General features: G+C 44.6%; 21 protein-coding genes. 13 read left to right on the top strand and 8 right to left on the bottom strand.

All coding sequences use genetic code 11. The features are described from left to right. Positions 1 to 12: 12 nt before the first annotated feature. Positions 13 to 2100, bottom strand: coding sequence for a peptidase (locus BCT11_RS07940; protein ID WP_038865062.1), 2088 nt, complete (start codon positions 2098 to 2100; stop codon positions 13 to 15). A 21-nt stretch (positions 2101 to 2121) separates the two neighbouring features. After that, complete coding sequence (locus BCT11_RS07935) at positions 2122 to 2721, bottom strand: DUF1449 family protein (protein WP_038876667.1); 600 nt, start codon at positions 2719 to 2721, stop codon at positions 2122 to 2124. Positions 2722 to 3148: 427 nt separating this feature from the next. On the opposite strand from BCT11_RS07935, the gene BCT11_RS07930 reads away from it, so the two are divergent. After that, positions 3149 to 3670, top strand: coding sequence for a DUF2058 domain-containing protein (locus tag BCT11_RS07930; protein ID WP_038865060.1), 522 nt, complete (start codon positions 3149 to 3151; stop codon positions 3668 to 3670). A gap of 70 nt (positions 3671 to 3740) precedes the next feature. On the opposite strand, the gene BCT11_RS07925 is transcribed toward BCT11_RS07930, so the two are convergent. After that, a complete protein-coding gene (locus BCT11_RS07925) occupies positions 3741 to 4190 on the bottom strand; it encodes a YHS domain-containing (seleno)protein (RefSeq protein ID WP_020194663.1) in 450 nt (149 codons plus the stop codon). Positions 4191 to 4274: 84 nt separating this feature from the next. Then, positions 4275 to 4667, bottom strand: a complete 393-nt coding sequence (locus tag BCT11_RS07920) for a ribosome recycling factor family protein (protein WP_102387849.1) — start codon at positions 4665 to 4667, stop codon at positions 4275 to 4277. Positions 4668 to 4853: 186 nt separating this feature from the next. Here BCT11_RS07920 and BCT11_RS07915 point away from each other — a divergent pair, with 186 nt between their 5' ends. Next, the gene (locus tag BCT11_RS07915) at positions 4854 to 5288 is read left to right on the top strand and encodes a DUF6795 domain-containing protein (RefSeq protein ID WP_102387848.1); all 435 of its coding nucleotides are present in this window, start codon (positions 4854 to 4856) and stop codon (positions 5286 to 5288) included. Between the two features lie 3 nt (positions 5289 to 5291). On the opposite strand, the gene BCT11_RS07910 is transcribed toward BCT11_RS07915, so the two are convergent. Beyond that, on the bottom strand, positions 5292 to 6158 hold the full coding sequence (locus BCT11_RS07910) for a LysR family transcriptional regulator (RefSeq protein WP_045463339.1): 867 nt from the start codon (positions 6156 to 6158) through the stop codon (positions 5292 to 5294). Between the two features lie 107 nt (positions 6159 to 6265). Between BCT11_RS07910 and BCT11_RS07905 the strand changes: the two genes are divergently transcribed. Continuing rightward, entirely contained in the window at positions 6266 to 7522 is a 1257-nt protein-coding gene (locus tag BCT11_RS07905) for an adenylosuccinate synthase (RefSeq protein ID WP_102387847.1), read from the top strand. A gap of 162 nt (positions 7523 to 7684) precedes the next feature. Here the strand turns inward: BCT11_RS07905 and BCT11_RS07900 are convergent, their stop codons facing one another. Then, positions 7685 to 7900 (bottom strand): hypothetical protein, encoded by a 216-nt coding sequence (locus tag BCT11_RS07900; protein WP_080774341.1) that lies wholly within the window; start codon positions 7898 to 7900, stop codon positions 7685 to 7687. Between the two features lie 464 nt (positions 7901 to 8364). On the opposite strand from BCT11_RS07900, the gene BCT11_RS07895 reads away from it, so the two are divergent. Next, the gene (locus BCT11_RS07895) at positions 8365 to 9852 is read left to right on the top strand and encodes an EAL domain-containing protein (RefSeq protein WP_102387925.1); all 1488 of its coding nucleotides are present in this window, start codon (positions 8365 to 8367) and stop codon (positions 9850 to 9852) included. A 326-nt stretch (positions 9853 to 10178) separates the two neighbouring features. Next, a complete protein-coding gene (ansB, locus tag BCT11_RS07890; protein WP_038865054.1) occupies positions 10179 to 11243 on the top strand; it encodes an L-asparaginase 2 in 1065 nt (354 codons plus the stop codon). 116 nt (positions 11244 to 11359) lie between these two features. Here the strand turns inward: ansB and BCT11_RS07885 are convergent, their stop codons facing one another. Next, positions 11360 to 12139 carry a helix-turn-helix transcriptional regulator gene (locus BCT11_RS07885; protein WP_102387846.1) on the bottom strand — a complete coding sequence of 260 codons (780 nt, stop codon included), beginning with the start codon at positions 12137 to 12139 and terminating at the stop codon, positions 11360 to 11362. A gap of 93 nt (positions 12140 to 12232) precedes the next feature. Between BCT11_RS07885 and BCT11_RS07880 the strand changes: the two genes are divergently transcribed. After that, positions 12233 to 13444, top strand: coding sequence for an MFS transporter (locus BCT11_RS07880; RefSeq protein WP_045483720.1), 1212 nt, complete (start codon positions 12233 to 12235; stop codon positions 13442 to 13444). A gap of 141 nt (positions 13445 to 13585) precedes the next feature. On the opposite strand, the gene BCT11_RS07875 is transcribed toward BCT11_RS07880, so the two are convergent. Then, complete coding sequence (locus tag BCT11_RS07875) at positions 13586 to 14419, bottom strand: pyruvate, water dikinase regulatory protein (RefSeq protein ID WP_038865048.1); 834 nt, start codon at positions 14417 to 14419, stop codon at positions 13586 to 13588. A gap of 180 nt (positions 14420 to 14599) precedes the next feature. Between BCT11_RS07875 and ppsA the strand changes: the two genes are divergently transcribed. From ppsA to BCT11_RS07840, 7 genes are all read left to right on the top strand, one after another. After that, on the top strand, positions 14600 to 16969 hold the full coding sequence (gene ppsA / locus BCT11_RS07870) for a phosphoenolpyruvate synthase (RefSeq protein WP_045421882.1): 2370 nt from the start codon (positions 14600 to 14602) through the stop codon (positions 16967 to 16969). A gap of 183 nt (positions 16970 to 17152) precedes the next feature. Continuing rightward, positions 17153 to 17932 carry a hypothetical protein gene (locus BCT11_RS07865; protein ID WP_102387845.1) on the top strand — a complete coding sequence of 260 codons (780 nt, stop codon included), beginning with the start codon at positions 17153 to 17155 and terminating at the stop codon, positions 17930 to 17932. 117 nt (positions 17933 to 18049) lie between these two features. Next, positions 18050 to 18871: a LuxR family transcriptional regulator gene (locus BCT11_RS07860; protein WP_102387844.1), complete on the top strand. Its 822-nt coding sequence runs from the start codon at positions 18050 to 18052 to the stop codon at positions 18869 to 18871. 81 nt (positions 18872 to 18952) lie between these two features. Beyond that, the gene (tyrS, locus tag BCT11_RS07855) at positions 18953 to 20209 is read left to right on the top strand and encodes a tyrosine--tRNA ligase (protein ID WP_102387843.1); all 1257 of its coding nucleotides are present in this window, start codon (positions 18953 to 18955) and stop codon (positions 20207 to 20209) included. A 168-nt stretch (positions 20210 to 20377) separates the two neighbouring features. Then, entirely contained in the window at positions 20378 to 20674 is a 297-nt protein-coding gene (locus BCT11_RS07850) for a Dabb family protein (protein WP_102387842.1), read from the top strand. A gap of 133 nt (positions 20675 to 20807) precedes the next feature. Then, on the top strand, positions 20808 to 21761 hold the full coding sequence (locus tag BCT11_RS07845; protein ID WP_102387841.1) for a LysR family transcriptional regulator: 954 nt from the start codon (positions 20808 to 20810) through the stop codon (positions 21759 to 21761). A 117-nt stretch (positions 21762 to 21878) separates the two neighbouring features. Beyond that, positions 21879 to 23933: a hypothetical protein gene (locus tag BCT11_RS07840; RefSeq protein ID WP_102387840.1), complete on the top strand. Its 2055-nt coding sequence runs from the start codon at positions 21879 to 21881 to the stop codon at positions 23931 to 23933. The last annotated feature ends 52 nt before the right edge of the window (positions 23934 to 23985 follow it).

Raw genomic sequence — 23985 nt, 5'->3', positions numbered from 1 at the left:
GAGAATGAAAGGTTAAGATTTATCGCTGGTTGTTGTGTCTAATGAGCTTTGAATTTTCTTCATCAGCTCCGCGGCGCCACCTTGTGAATTCAGCAAACCCGCTAAAGCAACGTTACTCAAATCACTACTTTTCAGTTCCGTACTCTCTAACACGTCTTTGATGTCTTGCGGCAAGCTACGGTTGCCATTTACGTAATCTGAGACCAGTGGGTTAAGAACCTCTGATTCGTTAAACTTCGCATCAACGACAGCAGCATCCATGATAGTGCGGCGGATTTGCTCCATCCCTTCACCACCAAACAAACGGATATCTGCCTTCGATAGCGCCTCGCCCAAGGCTTGAGCATTCGCTCCGACCACAGTCTTCTGAGCATCAATACGCGCCAATTCAAGGTCTTTCTCTTGCTGTAACTGCATCACCCACTTGTCGTGTTCACGTGTGTGATCATCATATTGCTGAGCCGCCTCGAAACGAGCTGTCTGAGCTTCAGCTTCTGCCAGGCCTTTAGCACGTAGGGCTTGAGCTTCGGCTTCACCGGCACTTTGCAAGGTGTAAGCTTCTGCTTCACCCGTCTCTTTTATCGCAAGCGCACGCTCACGCTCTACTTCCACTTCAGCAAGACCTGTTGCACTAATCAACTCTTTCTCTGCTTGTGCCATGCGCTCTTTCGCTGCGGCTTCACGATCTTTCGCCACAAATTCTGCTTCCGCACGTTTGGTTGTGACCACCTGTTCCGCTTCAGCTTGGCGAGTCTTCACTGCCAACTCATTTTCCGCGTCACGAGTCTTCACTTTCATCTCAGCTTCGTTTTCGATCAAGATACGTTCAGAACGTTCACGAGCTGCGTCTTTCTCTGCACGAGCTGCAACCAATAGTTCGATCTGAGCAGATTCCGCAACCGCTTCTGCTTCCGTCAGCTTGATGCGTTTTTCACGGTTTACACGCTCATTCACGCGCAAGTTTTCCGTTTCTTCCTCTTCGCGCGCAATCTTACGTTCGATTTCAACGCGCTGAGAACGAGTCTCTGCGACAGACTTCATCGCTTCTTCGACCGTCGTCTCTTTCTGCATTTCTTTTTCAGCGACTTCCGCTGAGGTGCGAACTCGTTCAGTCTCGACGGAACGATTGAGCTCTTCTTGTTGAATTGCCACTTGGCGCTGGTTTGCAATACGTGTCATTTCGACTTCCATCTCGACACTTTCGCGTTTCTTAGCAACTTCTTCCTCGGTTTCAAGTTCAGCTAGCTTAGTAATTCGCTCATATTCTTCACGTTTTTCAGCGGCCAACGCCTCTTCTTGCGCTTTGATAATATCGATTTCACGCTGAGTACGAGCTATGCTCTCTTTCTCTTGTTTATCAAGCTGGAGACGATTCGCTTCGGCCTCAACGTTTTTCTTCTTGATAGTCGTTTGCTCATCCTGACGAATCGCGTTAGTTTCCGTGTTCTTTTGCGCGGTAATAGCAGAGATTTTACGAATGCCTTCTACGTCGAGAATGTTGCCTGGGCTGTGCGCATCTAAAGCCGTTTGGTCGACTTTATCGATCACAACATCATAGATTTTAAAACCATCCATTTCGCTACCGATTACATCAACAACGGCATCACGAAACGCACGACGATTAGTTAACAGCTCTTCGAATTCAAACTGTTTTACCGCCGTTTTAAGAGCTTCAGAAAACTTAGGTTGGAAGTGCTCTTTTAGGCGGTCTAGGTTAGAGGCATCATGAGCAGTAAAGAGTTTAGCAACACGAACAATGTCTTCTTCTTCATGATTCACACCGATATAGAAATCGACTTTAAGGTCCGCACGAATATTATCTCGGCAATGCAGGCCCTCATATTCTTCGCCTTCTTGGTCTTTACGACCACTTCTAACGACAGAGATTTTTTTACGAGTAATATCCATGAACTCAAATTTATTGATCACTGGCCATACAAAAGTACCAGTTAAAGAAGCGCGAGTAGCATGCAGTCCGTTTACAATAAGCGCGTCGCCTTCACCTCGAACTTTTTTATATCGGGTGGTAAGAAACACAAGAATAATCAAAAAAATCCCGATACCAATTCCAAGGAATATCAGACTTGGAGAAATCTGCATAGCTGCTCCTTAATTTTCTAGCTACTGATTAATAATGTAATATTTTTTTTGTTTATTTAGAGAAACGATTACGACATCGTTGCCATATTCAATGGGTGCATCCGACTCTAATATTCGGGCATCCAGTAAGAATTCACTGCCATTATGATGGACAATAATTTCACCGCGCTGAGCATTCACTTCACCACTGTGCACCTTTGCTTTCATCCCTACAAAATCGACCTTTGCAAACGCCTTACTCTTATCAAAGAGTGGCGCTAATGGGCTTAATAGCTTGGCACTAATATACAAAGACAAATAGAAGTTAACAGGTATAGAAACGACTTTCGCAATCATCGCTGTAGTAGTGCTAATGTATTGATCTATAAAAGAAGAAAAATAGAAAGACAGAATAGTGGCAAAGAAGAAACTCACGCACAGGCCCACCGCTAGTGGGACTTTAGATAATATCGGGGGCAATAAGAGCCCACCACTAAATAGATTTCCCGATTCAAATAAATCGATATCTGCGACCGCCACATCTACAACATTAAAGATGAGATCAATGCACATAATCAAAAGAAGAAAAACAAACGGCACAAAGAACACATTGGTCGGAAAGGACAGCAATATATCGATCATTACAAATAATAGATTTCAACGGTGAGGGTTATCGAGTTATGGTAAAGGATCATAAATTGAGTTTTTTTCCTCTGCCTTTTTTTTGTGACTGACATCGACAAAATTAAAATCAATAAAATAAAAATCAACTACATCAATGATTACTAATATTATCAGCCTCACAATAAATCGAAGAATAAATAACAATAAGCACACTAAAGTAAAGGCCGTTGGAATTATCTAATAATTACTAAATTATATTACAGAATGATAGTCTCTTTATTTTTACTATTTTTTATCGAATCAAGTTCTATATTTTAACCATTGCTCATTTCCATTGTTCTCCTTACCTTAGCGAACTCAATATCAATGAGAAGGACTTCCCCCTCTTCCTTTGCGTCTTCTGACTGGTTAAAATGCACAAAATTGCGCACTAACCGGATAGAACATGGCAAAACTTACCCTTCAAGAGCAGATGCTAAAAGCAGGCTTGGTTAACGAGAAAAAACTGAAGAAAGCTAAGAAAGGCTCTAAAAAATCACGCGTTCAAGCCCGCGAAGTAAAAGCGGCGGTTGAAGAGAACAAACGTCAGCAGTTAGAACGTGACAAGCAACTTAGCGAGCAGCAAAACAACGAGCGTTTGAGCAAAGAAGTTAAAGCGCAAATCATTCAGCTAATCGAAATGAACAAGCTTGATTTGAAAGATGGTGACATCAAATACAATTTCACTCACGGCACGCTAGTGAAATCTCTCTATGTCGATTCACTTGTCCGTGATCAGTTGATCAAAGGCATCTTGGCAATCGCCATCGTTGGTGAAAGCTATGTGGTCATTCCTCGTCCTGTTGCGAACAAGATTGCTCAACGTGACGAGTCTGTGATCATCGAACAGAAAGAACCAGAAGCGGATATCCCTGCAGAAGATGACCCGTACGCAGATTTCGTCGTACCAGACGATCTGATGTGGTAATGCTCCATTTCATGGAACCAAAATTGAAAAAGGTCGCTGTAATAGCGACCTTTTATCTTGTTAGACTTCGTTATTCTGCGAGTAACTTCGGCCAGTTTTTATCCCCGCTCGCAATGTTGCCCGGAATGTCCTGTTGCCAAGAGGCTTGAACGGATTTGCTGTAGTTTAGGTAGAGCTTTCCATCGTGAATGTTCCACGCATTAGGATCTATCTTAGCGGTATAGCCTTTGCTCACTGCCCAAGCACAATAGCCGCCATATTGCGGTGCAAATTTCTCAGGATTTTTCACGAATGCATCTCGATTTTCAGCCGATGAAAAGTACCATTTGGCATCATTCCAACGGTAAGTAAAGTCGCTGTCACCTTTGACTGGTTTTGATTGAGTGAAGTAGGCGACAGGGTCATAGCCACGAATCGCTTTACCGAGAAAGTCGCTATAAACAGGATCAAGAGCGAAAGCAGGAAGCGTCAAACTCCCCCAAATGAAGAATACGCTCAACAGTTTCAATATCAGCTTCATAACCTTCCCTCTCTACAATATCCGATGTTTGATAATCAATCGCTTACCTATATAGACAGGGAATAGGAGAAGAAACTTTCAGGTTTATAGCATCTCAGCATCGAAACGCGCCGTTCGAGCTTGGGCGATGGTACAGTTGGTTTCCGACATTAGCTCCGCCAAAGTAATGTTTGGATTCTCCAAGACGAATCGAATCAGCTTGGCTTCCAAAGGTTCAAGCTTATCGCTGTGCTTGGCAAGACCAACTTCCATTTTGTTGATCACAAATTGCATTGGCTCAGATTCTTCTGCCTTGATATGATCGAGGAACGCTTTCAAATCCAAAGCCTCCCCTGCAATTTCCCAATTACGCGAGCGTCGAATACGCTTCAGTTCGCACTTGTTCTCTGCGGCGATAGCTTTGGCTCGCTTAGCATGATCACCACCAATTCGGTGAATCAAAGATGGTAGAGGGATGGAGATAATCTTGTCAGTCATCACAATAGTGGCATGGTTAATTTCGTTGCCTATGATAAACAGCTCGCCTCATTTTTTCATCGAGAAAACTTAATCGTTTTCAAAGCGTGGTGATTTTAGTCGAAAATACAAGGTTTATTCTTGCTCGCTCAATAAACTTTAAAGATTCTGACACCTTTTATATTTCAGCAAGAGGTGACATGAAAAATGAAAGGTGTTTTAAGTCCTTATATATCTGGCTATCTGCGTTTAAATGGCAAGCCCGTTGAGGGCATCAATATCGAAAGGACGATTGTTTTCAAAGGTGTTGTATCTGACTCGACACAATCTAATGCGGAAGGGTACTTTGTTTTTGAAGCCGTGCTATTAGATTCAAAACATCAACATCAGTCATTGCAAGATATTCGAGTAAAGCTGGATCTCAGCACCCAATTTCGAGGTAATGAGATAACGATATGGCAATCAAAAGTCCATTCATTTCACCCGTCTCCCCTTCTGTTCATTTCTCTTGAAAACTTGACCTGCAACTTGGACACCCCACTCAAAGTCTTCACTTATCCGACAACAAAAACGGAACCCATCACTAATGAAATCTATAGTGTTTGTGAACTTAACGTGCTTAACCTCGAAGAACTGTATTAAGCTTTACCCCACCACAGATACATTCTCACCCACCCACTTCAATAACTGTTTGGCGGCTTTGGACAGCACTTGGTTTTGGCGAACAATATAGCCAAAATCGGTGTTGGGGAAGCTGGGTAACGGCGTCACTTTTCTTGATAGTTTCAATCTAGGATCGAGTGAGAAGTCCGGCACAATTGCGGTTCCGAATCCGGCTTCTGCCCAATCAATTTGAGCCTCTACACTGCCCACTTCCATGACTCTATGTTTTGGCAGGTTTAGCTCTGGCAGAGACGCGTCAATCAACTCACGCGTTCGGGTATCGTGACCGAGCAAGATAAGTGTTTGGTTCTCTTCGCTGTTATCTCGCCAATCGAAAATGTTATCGCCGAAAGCACACCAATGAATCTGGGTCAGCGACGTAAAGTGCAGTGGTTGACTCTCTTTCTGCGCAATAACAAAACCGATGTCAGCACGAGCACTTTTTACCAAATCCACCGCTTGCGATGAAGTGGTGTTGAACAGTGCTAAGTCGATACCAGGATACTCGTTTTTGAACTGCTGGAATGGCTTGATAAGTAACAGACGCGAGACAATGTCACTCGCCGCAATCGAGAGCGTTCCTTGCGTTAAGTCATTAATGGCATTGAGATCGGATTGGCAGATTTGCAGCTCATTCAACATGTGTTCGGCAGTGTCTAATAACCGCTTACCCGCCTGAGTCAGTTGTACAGGGTTGCGCTCTATCAACTTGGTACGAGTGGCTTGTTCTAGTTGCTTGATGTGAAGACTGACATTTGGCTGCGTCATGTGCAGTTCAATCGCTGTTTTTCCGAAATGTTTTACTTCTGCCAAGGTGACAAACGTACGTAACCAGTTCAAATCCAACATAGAAAATTACCCGATATGACTTTCTTATCAAGTTAATGAGTATAATTAATTTCTCTTATTCATGCGAGCATCCTAAGATTTTCCGGTCTGTTTTTGGAGAATGAATTATGTCGTCTATCGTTGTTGTGGGTGCAAACTGGGGTGATGAAGGCAAAGGCCGCATCGTTGACTTTTTGGCAGAGCAAGCTTCTGCAAGCATTCGTTTCCAAGGTGGTAACAACGCGGGTCACACCGTAGTTAACGACCTAGGCACGTTCAAGCTGCACCAGCTACCAAGTGGCGTTTTCAACCCTGACTGTTTGGCAGTTTTAGGTCCGGGTATGGTTATCAGCCCTGCGTCGCTGTCTGAGGAGATTGCGGAAGTCGCGGAAGCGGGCGTTAAAGTGAACATGTGCATCTCTGATCGCGCAACACTGTGCCTACCTCTACACGCACTAGAAGATACGCTAGAAGAACAACGCTTAGGCGACAAAGCATACGGTTCAACTCGTCAAGGTATTGCACCTGCATACGGCGACCGTGTGATGAAAAAAGGCATCCTAGTTGGTTGGTTGAAACAACCAGAAGTTCTAGTAGAACGCATCAAGTTCTGGATGGACTGGAAACTTCCACAACTACGTGCACTTTACCCAACGTTCGAATTCGAACAAACCGCTGAAGAAATGGCGAACTGGTTGCTAGAAGTGTCTGAACCTTGGCGTGATGCTATCTGCAACGTAACGCTGCCACTAAAAGAGCTGCAAGCAAAAGACCAAACTCTACTGTTCGAAGCACAGTTAGGTGCGGGCCGTGACCTTGTTTACGGTGAGTACCCATGGACAACATCTTCAAACGTTGTGTCTATGTACGCTGGTATCGGTAGTGGTCTTCCTGCTCTGCGTCCAGAGCGTGTTATTGCAGTAGCAAAAGCGTTCAGCTCATCAGTAGGTACTGGTACGCTAATCACTGCAATGGAAGAGCAAGATGCATTCCGTGAACTAGCGGGTGAATTTGGCGCGACAACAGGTCGTCCGCGTGACATGGGTTACTTTGATGCAGTAGCGACTAAGAACGGCGTTGAGCTTCAAGCAGCGACTGAAATCGCTCTGACCAAAGTAGACTGTCTAACGGGTCTTAAAGATCTAAAAATCTGTGTTGGTTACGAAGGCGAGCACAGCGAAAACCCAATTTGGCCTCAAACGGCTGCTCTAGCACCAATCTACGAGAAGATGGAAAGCTGGAGCGAAGACATTACTGGTTGTCGTAAATTCGAAGAGCTACCAGTTGCGGCACAAAAATACGTTCTACGTATTGAAGAACTAATGGGCGTGCCAGTGAAAATGGTTTCTGTTGGTCCTGGTCGCGAGCAAATGATTATGCGTTAAGACGTGGATTAACACGTCTATATCCAAGTCACATTAAGTACTTGGTTATATTAGCAAGCGGCTTTTTATCTTTTCCGGGGTAAAGCCGCTTTTTTTTAACTTATTTATCGTTAGATACATCGAACCAGTGTTGCAGAAAAGAATGCTTGTAGGTTTCTCGTATCAAATACCTAAATCACTCATCGGCCTGACAATCGAACCGTGTTGTTGAGCCAAAAAAGAAAATTCAACTTCCTGCCCACAGCCGCAGTGGAAGTCATATCCCTCCCCAACTAAGAACGGTGTAGTTCGGTCAATAAACCAATCTTTCGATTGTTGAGTATGCAGCTCACCACAGCACGGACAAGTCACTTTAACAGAGTAAATTTTCGCGATCATTTCTCTAACCTCTTGATAGTGGAATATCACACAACGAAAACGTTTGCCGAGACTAAATTAATCGAAGTTATTTGTGTTTTCGTTAGGACATTGTCAGAGCACTCGTGAAAAAATGTGCGTTTCCATCGCATTTTGTGTAAGTCATTTTTTGATGATTATCTACTGAATGAAATGGTAAAAACCGCTCTAAAGCGTTCATGCATGCACATGCATTAAGCTTTAAAGAAAGGTGAATGAAATCGACATTTTTTATTTTAAAATAGTAACTTAGCTATATTTTATAAGATAGCGATCACAGTTTACGCTGACCAAATCCTAAAACTGAGACGGTTAAGATAGTTTTATGTCATTACCTGCTTGCACGATTTAATTCTGTGACCAATCAATTCTTTAAAACAATGTCTAAGAAGTGGAATAATAATTTTCAGTTGGTCGGTGTTGGCCTACTATCATTTACGATTTCAATGTTGGCTTTTATCCCCCTAGCAAATCAACATCATAAAAAGCTCACAGAACAAGCAGTTTCGGCGATCGAAACTGAGTTGCGCGATAATGTGCAGCAATTGCTCCCTTTGTTAGATGACAAGTACTTCCTTAAATCATGCGATGAACTAATTCATGACTTACGAACAAGCATCTTTAGCTTAGGAATGGCGAAAGATATCTCTACGTTCGATCAGAATGGCAATGCTCTATGTACCAGTAGTGAACGACATCCTTCTTTTCGTATCTATTCCAGCATATTGAATCGTTTGGGAGATAGCGACATACATGCTACGTTATCATTTACTCAAAGGGCACTTACCAACAATCAAGCCTTGATCCTTTTCTTCACTGAACAAAAAGATCGAGGTATCAGCGTCGTCTTTCCAAAACAAGTCTTGCAAATATTGGTTGCCGATATCTTCCGCTTTGGTGACATGCATTATCGTATCGACATCATTGATAGAACGGCGATAAACACCATCACTCAAAATGAACTTAGGCAAGAGCAAGCCACATCCAAACTATTACCATTTACCGTCTACTCAACAATAGGCTTTCCATTTTATTGGCAATACTTGGCAAGCAAACTCTGGATCGGACTATTAGGCATGGCTTGTGCTCTGGTCATACACCTATTTTTCTCATCAAAGAAATTTGCCAAAAACAGTTTAGAATTCTCACTAACACAAGCTATAAAAGGCCGTAATTTGAGCGTGCACTACCAACCAATTGTCGATCAGCGAGATAGAACTGTAATTGGTGGAGAATCATTAGTCCGTTGGAACGATCCAGTACAAGGGTTTATCTCTCCGGGTATTTTTATTCCTTTGGCAGAGAAAGTCGGTTTGATAGACCAAATCACTTACTTGGTTTTAGACAATGCAATCACCATGATCAGCGAAAACAAAATCATGTTCAGTGAGCGCTATATCAGTGTAAACGTGAGTCGCTCTTTGATACTTCGAGGAGATTTTATTAATGAAGTCGAGTCTCGATTGAAGTATCACTATCTAGTTAGTGAACGTTTGGTGTTTGAAATTACCGAAGAGGCTATATTCAATGATGACGAATTCTTGACCTTGCGTGCACACTTGGACCGCCTATCAAGGCTAGGTATCCGAATTGCTGTTGATGATTTTGGTACCGGTTACTCAGGCTTAGATTTCATCACTCAGTACCCATTTGATATCATAAAAATCGATCGTGTCTTTGTGAACAACTTGAGTAACGGACATACCATCCAGCCTTTGCTCGAAGCCATTCATACTCTTTCGCAAACCTTAAATATGTCGGTCATAGTCGAAGGTGTGGAAGATCCTTCTCAACTGAGAGTGTTACATGAGCTTGGGTTCTATAACATTCAGGGGTTCTACTTTTCAAAGCCTATACCAAAACAAGACTTCCTTGAGTACGTACAATCAAGCCAGTCATCCCAATTGCAAAAACTTCAACCTGTATTTAACTGAAGCACAGACCATTAGAACTACACGGAACTTTGGTTAGGCGGAACTGCTCTACCACTTCCTGTTCCCGACCAGTGGTACAACGGCGCTTCTTTATTTACTAATGAATCAATTACGATTAATCAATTGTTGACCAGATTACTGGAAAGGCTCACTTGTTAATCAAGCACGTCGATTACGTTAACCATCTGATTTGATATTCTTTAAGTGCTTGGTTGATCACTATTTTTATCTGTAAATTGGTGAGGTTGTGCTCAAAAAATCTACCGTACTATTTTTAGGATAGATAACGCTTCCCCCAACATCTAACCCAAAAACAGGTGATCCCTATGAAGAAAAATCTTTTCCGCCTCAGTGCGATAACACTTGGTTTGTGCTTCAGCTCTTTATCATTTGCTCAGTCGGATCTTCCGAATATAAAGATTCTTGCGACTGGTGGTACGATTGCTGGCGCTGGACAATCAGCCACTGAATCCAGCTACACAGCTGGTAAGGTCGGAGTAGATTCTCTGATCAACGCGGTGCCTAGCATGACAAAGATTGCAGATATCTCTGGTGAGCAGGTTGTCAGTATCGGTTCTCAAGATATGAATGACGAGGTATGGTTGAAATTAGCGAAGCGCGTCAATGAATTGCTCGCGCAAGATGATGTCGACGGTATCGTCATTACTCATGGTACGGATACATTAGAAGAGACAGCCTACTTTCTTGACCTCACCGTAAAAAGCGACAAACCCGTCGTCATCGTTGGCGCGATGCGACCTTCTACCGCGATGAGCGCAGACGGCCCAGTGAACCTCTACAATGCCGTTGTGACCGCAACAGATGAAGACTCACAAGGCCGCGGTGTTTTAGTCGCAATGAACGACACCATATTTGATGCCCGTGATGTCACTAAGACCAACACCACTTCGGTCAGCACGTTCCAATCACCGAACTTTGGTCCACTTGGCTACATTCATAACAGCGACGCGAAATATCAAAGAAGTCCAGAGCGCAAACACACTACTGAAACCACTTTTGACGTATCTAAACTTGATAAACTGCCTCAAGTGGGCATTGTTTATAACTACGCCAACGCGTCTAATTTGCCAGTCAAAGCGTTAGTTGATGCGAAGTTTGATGGTATTGTCAGTGCTGGTGTGGGCAATGGGAACTTATACCATAGCGTGTTTGATGAGTTAGAAAAGGCGAGTAAAGATGGCATCATGGTTGTTCGCAGCTCTCGCACGCCTACTGGGTCTACTACCTTGGACGCAGAAATAGACGACGACAAATATGGCTTCGTTGCATCTGGTACATTGAACCCGCAGAAAGCTCGTATTTTATTGATGTTGTCTCTGACACAAACTAAAGATTATCAAGCCGTGCAAAAGATGTTTGAGTTTTACTGATCACCTAAGTAAAAGGTCAATAGAAGCATGACATAATCTGCAACCAATGAGGGGGCGAATACTATGCCTCCTCAAGGCTTACTCACTATCTCGTTGATATGAATTGCTCTCTGACATCAACGGAAATCTTTCATGTATTGAGCAGGAGGTTTACCTAATAATTTTTTGAAAAAAGTGATGAACGCACTAACCGACTCATAGCCTAAATCTTCGGAAATTCGCTGAACACTTTCTCCTTTCGACAGTTTTTGTATCGCGACAATCGCATGTAATTGCGCTCGCCATTGGCCAAACGTCATACTCAATTCTTGTTGAACCAACCTTGCTAAAGTGCGCTCGCTCATCGCCAATGATTTCGCCCATTGACCAATGTGTATTTGATTGTTCGGATCATCAATCATCCAATACGCTAATTTATTGAGTCTCGGCTCTCTCGGAATTGGAAAATCAAACCGCTCTGTCGGCATGCTAATAAGTTCATCGATTAAAACTTGAGCTAAACGCCCAACTCGTCCTGCTTCATCATAATCTTTATCTTCGCTGGCAAGCTTTATGACTAACTCTCGCAATAAAGGAGAAACCGATAAGGTGCACGTTTTATTGGGTAAACCTTGAATAACCGGATCGACAAACAGCATGCAAATATCAGTATTTGCCGCAATATCATTATTGTGGGGAATGTGGCTCGGAATCCACACCGCGCAATGATTTGGCACCATCCAAATCGCATCTTCTATCTGACTCTTTACAAATCCGGTCAAAGGCATGATCAATTGCCCCTTGCGATGCTGATGGTAAGGCACTTCATCTTGCTCGATTTCATGCATCCGTAGCGCAACCACTTTTTGGTGATAGTCATCGGAGTCAAAGTAAGAGCTAGGAAGGGGGTTCGCCATATTTGTCTGTTTTTAGCAATAATATGTCAATATCAATAAATTCAGATTCTAATCGAAGACGTACTATGACGCCACTATCTAGGAGGCGACATTATGTCACATAAAAATAAAGTAAAGCTCAATCATCCTCTGCTCCTGATTCTTGGCATTATGCTTATCGCGAGCACGCTAAGAGCACCAATCACCGGGGTTGGTCCCATTCTTGATTTCATCTCTAAAGACTTAGGACTTTCCCCCACTTTCGCTGGCTTTATTACAACCTTGCCTTTGATCGCCTTTGCAGTATTTTCTCCAGTGTCGTCAGGCGTTGCGCGTAAAGTAGGGCTAGAACCAGCATTGATGTTTGCGCTCGTGGTTATCTCTTTCGGGATTATCCTACGCTCACTTGGGGCAGTTACTATGCTTTACCTTGGCACTCTGTTGATTGGCATTGGCATTGCTTTTGGAAATGTACTTTTACCCAGCCTACTGAAAAGAGATTTTCCTCATAAGGTCACGACACTCACCTCTATGTATGTCTTGATGATGGGCGTCGCATCAACATTCAGTGCAAGCGCAGCGTATCCGATCATGGATTGGGCAACCAAATGGCATATTGACCAAATCCCACACTGGGGATTGTCATTGGCTAGCGTCTTGATTTTCCCAGTTCTTGCGATTGTGCTGTGGCTACCGCAAGTACACCAACATACTCGACCAACGGCAGATACCACCACATTGGAAGGCCATCATTACCTTTGGCGCACACTCGCAGCATGGCAGGTCACGGCTTACCTCGCGCTTAATTCTTTTATGATGTACATCTTCGTAAGCTGGTTACCAAGCATATTGCTTGAAAAAGGTTATTCAGAAAATGAAGCCGGCGTCTTACATGGGGTGCTTCAACTTGCCACTGCTGTTCCTGCTTTGGTTCTTATCCCTCTTATGGCCAGAATGAAAGACAAACGCGGTTTAAGCAGCATGATTTCAGCTTGCGCTGCATTGGGGCTTATCGGGTTAATGCTATTGCCTCAGCTTGCTGTGGTGTGGGTCATTGCGATCGGGTTTAGTCTTGGTGGCGGGTTTATTCTTAGCCTGTCTTTTGTTGGCTTACGCACGCACGACGCACACCAGGCGGCTGCGCTGTCCGGTATGGCGCAATGCGTCGGGTATTTATTTGCCGCCACCGGCCCGATGATTTTCGGCTTTTTGCATGAATCCTTTCATTCTTGGCAAGAGCCTTTGATTTTCCTATTTGCGATTTCCTTGGTATGGACTGGCATCGCTTTCATTGCAGGCAAACCACAAATGATCAAAACCCGTTAAGGCTCCCAGCTTACTTAGTATCAACGCTATGAATTGAGGCAAGATCTCCATAAAAAGACACACCAGTAAGAAAACAAGGTGCCGATATTGGCTATCGGAACCTTGTTAAGTTCTGTACTCAAGTAATATCCGGAAATGTCCTTAAAATAGGCGACGTTTCATTCCTGCTCTTTCTAATATACGCGTGGTGATTTCTTCCACCGACAGCGATGACGTGTTGATGTAAGGGATAGCTTCTCTTCTGAACAGCGCTTCTACCGTATCAAGCTCCAACTTACATTGCTCAGTGCTGGCGTATTCGCTGCCTGACAAGCGGTTCTCGCGGATTTCATTCAATCGTTCAGGGTTGATGGTTAAACCAAACAGCTTATGACGATGGATTTCAAACTCCGGTAATAAACGCATCATCTTGACGTCTTCGGCAATAAACGGGTAATTCACTACGCGCATACCAAATTGCATCGCCATGTATAGACTGGTGGGCGTTTTACCACTTCTCGACACACCCAGCAAAATAATATCGGCCTCTTCTAAGCCTTTTAAAGTGATGCCATCATCATGAGCAAGCGTGTATTCAATCGCAGCGATTCGGTCGAAATAAGTATCAGAATCTTTACCAACACTGCGTGAACGTTGCAGCTTTGGTTGTGGCTTCATTTGAATGTCGTCTCCTACTTTCTGCACAATGCTCTCTAACACGTCATAACAATTTGCAGGGGCTTTGCGAAGCAATTCACGAAGTTCTGGTACCACAATTGAGAAGAATACCAATGGCTTAACGCCTTCTCGCTGGTAGGAAATTTCAATTTCTTTAATAACATCGGCAACTTTGTCTGGCGTTTCGACAAAAGGAAAGGTTTTTTCATTAGCAATGAAAGGAAACTGACCCAGAACAACATGCCCTAATGTCTCACATGTTATGGCTGTTCCGTCAGAAACATAGAATACATCACGACTTTGGCTATTTATTTGCATTTTTGTTTATTTTTTCAAATTCATTTGAGTAGGATGGTTTACATAATATTAATAAATCAATTTGGCTTGCAATTACGTTCCCCACAGCTTTGAAAATTCCTTGAGAATTTTTTTTAGTCAATACGTAATCGTTTGCCTTTAAGTCCCTCTACAATTGCTGCAATGTTTCTGGAGAAAGACATGCAAAAGAACACCCTCTGGTTCAATGGCCTATCCATGGATGATGTCGACAAAGTCGGCGGTAAGAATGCTTCACTTGGCGAAATGGTTTCTAACCTAGCCAATGTTGGCGTATCAGTACCAAACGGTTTTGCGACCACCTCTTATGCGTTTAATCAATTCCTAGACCACGAAGGTTTGGATGAACGCATTCACCAACTACTTGATGAACTAGACGTTGAGGATGTAGAAGCACTGCGTGAGACAGGTGCAAAAATCCGTCAATGGGTATTAGAAGCGCCATTCCCTGCGGATCTTGAACAAGATATCCGTGATAACTACAAAGAACTGACAGATAATCATCCTGAGATTTCTGTTGCCGTTCGCTCTTCTGCAACTGCAGAGGATCTACCGGACGCGTCATTTGCTGGTCAGCAAGAGACGTTCCTAAACGTAAAAGGCATTGATGCAGTATTAGAAGCGACCAAGCACGTTTACGCTTCTTTGTTCAATGACCGTGCAATTTCATACCGTGTACACCAAGGCTTTAACCACCGTGGCATTTCGCTATCGGCAGGTATTCAACGCATGGTGCGCTCGGACAAAGCCTCTTCTGGCGTTATGTTCACCCTAGATACGGAATCTGGCTTCGACCAAGTCGTATTCATCACCTCTTCTTGGGGCTTGGGTGAAATGGTGGTTCAGGGTGCGGTTAACCCTGATGAATTCTACGTTCACAAACCAATGCTAGAAGCGGGTCAACACCCAATTGTTAAGAAGACCTTTGGCTCTAAGCAGATCAAAATGATCTACTCAGACCGTCAAGAAATCGGTAAGCAAGTTGAGATCATCGACACGTCAGTAGAAGAGCGCAACGCCTTCTCTCTGAATGATGAAGAGATCAAAGAGCTAGCAAAACAAGCGATGATCATCGAAAAGCACTACAAACGTCCTATGGATATTGAGTGGGCAAAAGATGGCATCGACGGCAAACTTTACATCGTACAGGCACGCCCAGAGACAGTATGCTCTCAAAGCGAGCAAAACGTGATTGAGCGTTACGAGCTAAGCAACAAAGCAGATGTGTTGGTTGAAGGCCGTGCAATTGGTCAACGTATCGGTAAAGGCCCAGTGCGCTTAGTCGATTCTCTAGACCAAATGTCACTGGTGCAAGATGGTGATGTGCTGGTGACAGACATGACTGACCCAGATTGGGAACCGGTGATGAAGAAGGCGTCTGCGATTGTCACTAACCGTGGCGGCCGTACTTGCCACGCAGCGATCATCGCACGTGAGCTTGGTATTCCTGCAATCGTTGGTTGTGGTGATGCAACCAGCAAACTGACGGACGGCGAGACCGTAACAGTGTCTTGTGCTGAAGGTGAAACGGGCTACGTTTACCAAGGCGAGCTGGATTTCGAAATCAAACGCTCTGCGGTTGATGAGCTTCCGCTGCTTCCAACCAAAGTAATGATGAACGTGGGTAACCCAGACCGTGCATTCGACTTCGCTCAAATTCCGAACGAAGGTGTCGGTCTTGCGCGTCTTGAATTCATCATCAATAAGATGATTGGTATTCACCCGAAAGCGTTGCTGAACTTTGATGCGCAAAGCGATGAACTAAAAGCAGAGATCACTGAGCGTATCCGTGGCTACAAAGATCCAATCGATTTCTACGTTAGCAAGCTAACCGAAGGCATCGCGACTATCGCGTCTGCATTCTGGCCAAAACGCGTGATCGTTCGTATGTCTGATTTCAAATCGAACGAGTACAGCAACTTGGTGGGCGGTAAAGGTTACGAACCGCACGAAGAAAACCCAATGCTCGGCTTCCGTGGTGCGTCTCGCTACATTTCTCCAGTGTTTGAAGACTGTTTCGAGCTAGAAACTCAAGCAATCAAACGCGTTCGTAACGAGATGGGTCTGAAGAACGTTGAAATCATGATCCCATTCGTACGTACACCAAGCGAAGCGGCATCGGTTATCGACCTACTGGCTAAGTTCGACCTACGCCGCGGCGACCAAGGTCTGAAAGTCATCATGATGTGTGAGCTACCGTCAAACGCCGTGCTTGCTGAAGAGTTCTTGAAGTACTTCGATGGCTTCTCTATCGGTTCAAACGACATGACTCAACTTACGCTTGGTCTAGACCGTGACTCTGGCGACGTTGCTCACCTATTTGATGAGCGCAACCCAGCAGTGAAAGCCATGCTGCAAATGGCCATCGATGCGGCAACCAAAGCTGGCAAATACGTCGGTATCTGTGGCCAAGGCCCATCAGACCACGATGACCTAGCAGAATGGTTGATGGAACAAGGCATCAGCTCTGTGTCATTGAACCCAGATACGGTTATCGATACTTGGTTGAAGCTAGGTAAAGTGAGCAAGTAATACGCTCCTTTCCAACTCGCAATGCAAAGCCCTCAAGCCTCGGTTTGAGGGCTTTTTCTTTGTCTATCATGTCAAAGCTCTGTGAGTTCGTGACGACAATCCCAACCTAAACGGCGTGCTAATTTTCCCTCTGAGATTTTTCACCTAGAATGAAAGAATCTGATTTCATAAAAGAATGGACCTATGAAAAAGTCACTTGCACTTGTTACCGCTTTAACGCTACTCGCCTCTCCGGCTTACGCAGATTGGGACGACATTTCTAACAGTCTCTCAGACCTTGGTGACGCCGTCTCTGATACTGCAAAAGACACTTGGGATGACACCAAGGCGTTCTCTAAACAAGCTTGGCAAGATTTCACTAACTGGTCTGAAGATGCGATCAACACCGCGGGTGAATGGACCGATGCCAGTATTGAAACCAGTAAAAAGTGGATCGACGACGCCGATAAGAAAATTGATGAATTGATGGAAGGTGATACGCCAGAAGAAGCGCGCCAAGCAATTGATTTAATGGCGGATAGCACCTTACTAAAACTCTTCAATGAGAAACCAGAAGCGAAAGATCTCTACGACAACGCTTACGGCTATGCTGTGTTTGATTCACGCAAACTGTCGCTGATGTTCCACACTAACTCCGGCTCTGGTGTTGCAGTCAACAAGTCAACGGATAAGCGCACTTACATGAACATGTTTGGTGCGGGTGTTGCTCTTGGTGTTGGCGGTAAGTTCTACCAACAAGTCGTGCTGTTTGAGGAAGAAAAAGACTTCAACACCTTTGTCGAGGAAGGCTGGGAAGCGTCGAGCGAGGCATCTTTAGTTGCTGGTGAGGATGGCGAAGAGATGACAGCGCAATTCAACAGCGGCGTGGCGGTGTATCAGCTCAACACCACAGGCTTGTTGGTTGATGCGAACGTTTCTGGCTCGAAATACTGGGTCAACAAAGAGCTGACCGATTCGCAGTAATCTCAAGAACGCATCGATTTATTTAAGGGGAGCACAGGGCTCCCTTTTTTGATCACTTTGGGATCACGGTCTGTTGCGTTATGCTTATCTCAACCTTTATCGCACGCTCGAATTCCCATGCCTAACGACGCATTCAACACTCAACTTGCAGAGACAATTTCTGCCCTCAACTCACCAAGCTTTACGCCCAAACTGATGCGCGTTATAGCTTCGTTATTGAGTTTTGATTGCGCGGTGATCCTCGGTTACCGCGAAGGCAAACACCCTATCTATCTTTATGATTCGATTGAGAATGAGCGCGAGCTTTTGTTCCAGCGTTATCTCACCACCTCTTTTCAAAACGACCCGTTTTACCAGAAGCTTAACGCCAGCAAAGAGCAAGGCATTTTTACGCTCAAAGATGTCGTAAGCAAAGACGTCGCACGTAACAATCTCGATTACCATGCCTACTGTGAGCAGTTCTACCATCAAACGGGCTGGAAAGATGAACTCAGCATGCTGATCGAAATCGAACCAACGCGTTGGGTGATGCTCTACTTTGGATTTATGCAAGACGACAAACGCTTCACCAAGCCTCAAGTCACCAAGCTTAAATCTTACTTCGCCATTATCCAGTCTTTGTGCCAACAGCACTGGAAACAAACCGAGTTTACACTCGCCGAACCAGTATTCAGCCCTAACGCTTATTCAGGGCAAATGCGTACGGCGATTGAGTCTGCACTGGCATCTTTTGGTGAAACTGTCCTCACTAATCGAGAACAAGAAATCACGGCATTGATCGCGCAAGGCTATGACAGCAAAGAGATAGCAACGCAGCTAGATGTGGCTGAGGGCACGGTTAAGAACCACCGTAAACGCATCTACGCGCAGCTGAATGTCGCGTCGTTAAGTGAGTTCTTTCAGTTGTTTCTTAACCACCTGATCACCCAATCAAGATAACAAACTGTCCCTTTAAGGATATATCTCGATTCCGCATCGCCTTTTAATCTGAATACAACCAAACCAGATAAAGATAAGACGATGACACTGATTGAAGATTTACAAGCTCGCGGTTTGATTGCCCAAGCGAGCGATTTAGACCAAGTTCAACAACTGCTTTCTACGCCACAAACCTTGTACTGCGGTTTCGATCCAACCGCAGGTAGCTTGCACATCGGCCACCTAGTTCCACTGATTATGCTCAAGCGCTTTCAAGATGCAGGGCATCAAGCCATCGCTCTGATTGGTGGTGCGACCGGTATGATTGGTGATCCGAGCTTTAAAGCCACAGAGCGAAGCTTAAACTCAGAAGAAACCGTAACGGGCTGGGTACAAGATCTGTCGAATCAAATTCAACAGTTGATGAATAACCAAGTCAGCAAGCCAATGATCATGGTAAACAATGCGGATTGGGTGAAGCAGATTAACGTGATCGACTTCTTCCGCGACATAGGTAAGCATTTCTCCGTAAATACCATGATCAGCCGAGAGTCTGTTAAACAACGTTTACAACGTCCAGACCAAGGCATTTCATTCACCGAGTTTAGTTACGCATTGCTGCAATCTTACGACTTCGCAGAACTAAACCGTCAGTGCGGCTGCCGCCTACAAATCGGTGGTAATGACCAATGGGGCAACATTGTTAGTGGTATTGACCTTACTCGCCGTCAAAATGGTGAGCAGGTCTTCGGTCTAACCCTACCTTTGATCACCAAATCTGACGGCACTAAATTTGGTAAAACCGAAAGTGGCGCAGTGTGGTTGGATCCAAGTAAAACTTCACCTTACGCTTTCTACCAATTCTGGTTATCTGCGGAAGATGCCGATGTTTACCACTTCCTGCGCTACTACACCTTCTTGAGTTGCGATGAGATTGCCGCGATTGAAGCACAAGACCAAGAGAGCAAAGGCAAACCGCAAGCACAGCGTATCTTAGCAGAGCAAATGACGCGTTTTGTCCACGGTGAAGAAGGCTTAGCAAGTGCGGAGCGAATCACTCAAGTGCTATTTAGTGGCAATGTGCAGCAGCTAAGTTTGAGCGAGCTAAAACAGTTGGAACTCGATGGCTTACCGAGCATGCAAAGTGCTGAGCAAGACTTGGTAGAACTACTGGTTGAATCAGGCTTAGGCAACTCAAAGCGTATTGCTCGTGAACTGATTGGCAACAACGCCATCAGTGTGAACGGCGAGAAAGTTGATGCAGAAAACCCAAGTTTGAACTTCCCGTTGTTCGATCAATACTGGTTGCTTCAACGCGGTAAAAAGCATTTCTACTTGGTGAAACGCATCGAAGGTTAACGGTTCCCATCTAACAACTTCCGACCTAACTAGACCAACTAAAAACGCGAGCCAAAGTGCTCGCGTTTTTGTTTCCCTATTTTGTGACGCCAAAAGCTAACTTTAGAGTTGATGCCCGTTATAGTGTTGTTCTTCAAACACAACAAAATATAACAACAGCACAAAATCATGATCAGACACATTCTACTCATCAAATTTAAAGCATCTGCCACCAGCGACAAAATCCAACAACTGCGAGAGCTATTCGAAGCCATGCCAACGAAAGTGGAAGGCGTAACCTACGTTGAGTGGGGCTTAAACAACAGCCCAGAAGGAAAGAATAAAGACTACACACACGCCGTGATGATGACGTTTGCCGATGAAGCAGGTCGTCAGAACTACCTACCTCACCCAGAGCACGATGCATTGAAAAAGGTATTTAGACCACTGCTTGAAGACATCATCGTGTTTGATTACGAAATCTAATTGATGCGTTCAGTCAATTGATTCAAGCCATCCACTCGTTAGTCAAAGGTCCAACCTTTTGTTGCAGCTTTGACTCTCAGTACTAAATTAAGGATATTAAAGTAAGCAACATCAACAACAAAGGGCGTGAATATTGAAAGATTTATACTCCAACTTAGACTTAAATCTTCTGAGAACTTTTTTGGTCATCTATCAGGAGCAAAATCTTCAAAAAGCGTCTAATCGATTGTTCGTCACCGCGCCCGCACTCAGTAAATCCTTGACTAAGTTGAGAAACCATTTCGATGATCCGTTGTTTGTCAAAGTGCCAACGGGGCTATCACCAACTCACTTTGCTACGGAACTTTACGGTGTCATTGAGCCAACGTTCGATAAGCTCTCGAAAAAGCTGAACTCCCTCAACCAATTCGACCCTGCGGAGCTTGAAGGTAAAATCACCGTCGCGATTTCCCCGATATTATTGCAAGCTTTAGGCAAAGATCTATTCAGTGAAATTAGCCGACAAGCGCCCAACGTAGAACTTCATTTGCCTTGCTGGAACAATAACTCACTCGATGATCTTGCCAATGGAACCTGTAAAGTCGGCATTAACTACGAGTTACCTTTCTCGCGCAAAGACATTCTTAGCGAAGTGGTGGGGCAAGACTTGTTTGGCATCTACGTTCGCAAAGACCATCCTCTGGCAGCAAAAACCATTTCGTTGGCCGACACCATTTCCTACCCTTTGGCGCTTTTGCTCGTCACGGATTGGAACATCGATGAACCATACGCGATCAAAGTACTTCGAGAATACTATCCCAATGTTCCACCAAAGATTGCGTTTCGCTCCGAATTGCCATCCCCTATTCTGGAAATATTGGCAGAGACAGACCTGCTGTTTCCCTATACCGCCTTTTTCCACATTGAGCGTTATCCCAATCTCACCGCTTTGGATATCAAGAAAGATCAGTTGGACAAACTGCTTAAGCGGATTCATGTCTATTACCCCAACAAGGATCGATTCGACCCTGTTCAGCAATGGCTAATGGCAATTATTTCTAACTTACTGAATCAATTACCTCAGGCACACAACCCTATTAACTCTTAGTTAATACCCATTTTCCTTCTGCTCAATATTCGTCCAGATGTATTAAAAGTAAGATTTTCTCATCGGTCGGGCATACATCGCTCTGCCTTTCTTCCAAGCGATTATGAGAAATCACCAATGAGAAAATCACTTCTAGCTACCATCGTTTTTAGTTCTCTTTCTGTTAATGCTTACGCTGTGCAAGTCGACACTCGTGAAGCTAATCGTCAAACCTCAATCTTAATTGATCAACAACTTTCCGCTTCACAGGCGATGTATGTCGCTAGCTTGAATGCACGTAATCAACAAATGGAATTGAGTGAGTTTGCAACGGAAGACGCTACCGATGAAAGCAGTTGGGACAGCGCAGGCGCGATTGCTGGTGGCCTTCTTGTTGGTGCGGTAGGCAGTATCAGCACGGGTGGTTCAAGTTCCGATCCGGCTTCACCAATGAAGCCAATCTCAGTGACGCCAAATAACCCAATCGAGACCGAGATTGGCAACCCGAATATGGAATACGATTACGCATGGCATGACCAAACTCTTGTCATCACTGAAAAAGGCACTGATGTTTGGGTGGCGACAGGCACACTTGAGAAGACTAACTCTGGCGTCGAACTTGTTATCAAACACAGCACAGGCGAAGTAGTTCGCATCCCACTAGAAAACGGCAAACCAGTAATCAAACCGGGCACGCCATCTAACCCAATCGAAGGCGAAGTTGGTAATCCAAACATGGAATACGACTACGCATGGAATGACCAAACGCTGATCATCACTGAGAAAGGCACTGATGTTTGGGTTGCGACAGGTACGCTTGAGAAGACGAATACTGGCGTCGAACTTGTTATCAAGCACCGCACAGGTGAAGTGGTTCGCATCCCGCTAGAGAACGGCAAACCAGTAATCAAACCGGGCACGCCATCTAACCCAATTGAAGGCGAAGTTGGTAACCCGAACATGGAATACAACTACGCATGGCACGACCAAACTCTCGTTATCACTGAGAAAGGCACTGATGTTTGGGTAGCGACAGGCACGATTGAGAAAACCAACTCTGGCGTCGAGCTTATTATCAAGCACAGCACAGGCGAAGTGGTTCGCATCCCCCTAGAGAACGGCAAACCAGTGATCAAACCGGGCACGCCATCAAACCCGATTGAAGGCGAAGTTGGCAATCCAAACATAGAATACGACTACGCGTGGAATGACCAAACTCTTGTCATCACTGAGAAAGGCACCGATGTTTGGGTAGCGACAGGAACAATCGAAGAAACAACCGTTGGCTTTGAATTAGTAATCAAACACAGCACGGGCGAAGTGGTTCGCATCCCGCTAGAGAACGGCAAGCCTGTTATCAAACCGGGCACACCATCTAACCCAATCGAAGGCGAAGTTGGTAATCCAAACATGGAATACGACTACGCATGGAATGACCAAACTCTCGTTATCACTGAGAAAGGCACCGACGTTTGGGTAGCGACAGGAACAATCGAAGAAACAACCGTTGGCTTTGAGTTAGTCATCAAACACAGCACGGGCGAAGTGGTTCGTATCCCGCTAGAGAACGGCAAGCCTATTATCAAACCGGGGACGCCATCTAACCCAATCGAGGGGGAAGTTGGTAATCCAAACATGGAATACGACTACGCTTGGCACGACCAAACGCTGATCATCACTGAAAAAGGCAACGATGTTTGGGTAGCGACAGGAACAATCGAAGAAACAACCGTTGGCTTTGAATTAGTCATCAAACACAGCACAGGCGAAGTGGTTCGCATCCCGCTAGAGAACGGTAAGCCTGTTATCAAACCGGGCACGCCATCAAACCCAATCGAAGGCGAAGTTGGTAACCCGAACATGGCATACGACTACGCTTGGCACGACCAAACGCTGATCATCACTGAAAAAGGCAATGATAACTGGGTAGCAACAGGCACTATTGAACCAAACAATACTGACTCCGGTTTTGACCTTGTTATTAAACACAACACTGGTGAAGAGGTTCGTATTCCACTTGAAAATGGCAAACCAGTGTTCAAACCAACTGGAAACAATGAGTTTGATGCTTACCAAATCACAGAGAAGGTAAACGCTTCAGACTTCGATATTCAAAACGTTAAAGATCGCTTTAATGCTTTGTCTGCGGAGCAACGCAAGAAAATCCGTCAATTTGTAAATACTAGAAAATAACGTCAGTCGGTAATTCAAGCCCCCTTCCCTTGGCTGTCTCTTATACACAAAT

Origin of the sequence: Vibrio sp. 10N.222.52.B12, from assembly GCF_002875385.1 — a bacterium.
GTDB classification, from domain to species: domain Bacteria; phylum Pseudomonadota; class Gammaproteobacteria; order Enterobacterales; family Vibrionaceae; genus Vibrio; species Vibrio jasicida.
The sequence above is the reverse complement of the archived record's forward strand: the minus strand, read 5'-3'. Positions and strand labels throughout refer to the sequence as shown.

Bases quoted from the DNA above. Each gene is read 5' to 3' on its own strand.
- BCT11_RS07925 (WP_020194663.1), bottom strand. From the start codon at position 4,190: ATGAAGCTGATATTGAAACTGTTGAGCGTATTCTTCATTTGGGGGAGT.
- BCT11_RS07940 (WP_038865062.1), bottom strand. From the start codon at position 2,100: ATGCAGATTTCTCCAAGTCTGATATTCCTTGGAATTGGTATCGGGATT.
- BCT11_RS07865 (WP_102387845.1), top strand. From the start codon at position 17,153: ATGAAAAAGTCACTTGCACTTGTTACCGCTTTAACGCTACTCGCCTCT.
- BCT11_RS07875 (WP_038865048.1), bottom strand. From the start codon at position 14,419: ATGCAAATAAATAGCCAAAGTCGTGATGTATTCTATGTTTCTGACGGA.
- BCT11_RS07920 (WP_102387849.1), bottom strand. From the start codon at position 4,667: ATGACTGACAAGATTATCTCCATCCCTCTACCATCTTTGATTCACCGA.
- BCT11_RS07850 (WP_102387842.1), top strand. From the start codon at position 20,378: ATGATCAGACACATTCTACTCATCAAATTTAAAGCATCTGCCACCAGC.
- BCT11_RS07930 (WP_038865060.1), top strand. From the start codon at position 3,149: ATGGCAAAACTTACCCTTCAAGAGCAGATGCTAAAAGCAGGCTTGGTT.
- BCT11_RS07880 (WP_045483720.1), top strand. From the start codon at position 12,233: ATGTCACATAAAAATAAAGTAAAGCTCAATCATCCTCTGCTCCTGATT.
- BCT11_RS07860 (WP_102387844.1), top strand. From the start codon at position 18,050: ATGCCTAACGACGCATTCAACACTCAACTTGCAGAGACAATTTCTGCC.
- tyrS (WP_102387843.1), top strand. From the start codon at position 18,953: ATGACACTGATTGAAGATTTACAAGCTCGCGGTTTGATTGCCCAAGCG.
- ppsA (WP_045421882.1), top strand. From the start codon at position 14,600: ATGCAAAAGAACACCCTCTGGTTCAATGGCCTATCCATGGATGATGTC.
- BCT11_RS07900 (WP_080774341.1), bottom strand. From the start codon at position 7,900: ATGATCGCGAAAATTTACTCTGTTAAAGTGACTTGTCCGTGCTGTGGT.
- ansB (WP_038865054.1), top strand. From the start codon at position 10,179: ATGAAGAAAAATCTTTTCCGCCTCAGTGCGATAACACTTGGTTTGTGC.
- BCT11_RS07910 (WP_045463339.1), bottom strand. From the start codon at position 6,158: ATGTTGGATTTGAACTGGTTACGTACGTTTGTCACCTTGGCAGAAGTA.
- BCT11_RS07935 (WP_038876667.1), bottom strand. From the start codon at position 2,721: ATGATCGATATATTGCTGTCCTTTCCGACCAATGTGTTCTTTGTGCCG.
- BCT11_RS07885 (WP_102387846.1), bottom strand. From the start codon at position 12,139: ATGGCGAACCCCCTTCCTAGCTCTTACTTTGACTCCGATGACTATCAC.
- BCT11_RS07840 (WP_102387840.1), top strand. From the start codon at position 21,879: ATGAGAAAATCACTTCTAGCTACCATCGTTTTTAGTTCTCTTTCTGTT.
- BCT11_RS07895 (WP_102387925.1), top strand. From the start codon at position 8,365: ATGTTGGCTTTTATCCCCCTAGCAAATCAACATCATAAAAAGCTCACA.
- BCT11_RS07905 (WP_102387847.1), top strand. From the start codon at position 6,266: ATGTCGTCTATCGTTGTTGTGGGTGCAAACTGGGGTGATGAAGGCAAA.
- BCT11_RS07915 (WP_102387848.1), top strand. From the start codon at position 4,854: ATGAAAGGTGTTTTAAGTCCTTATATATCTGGCTATCTGCGTTTAAAT.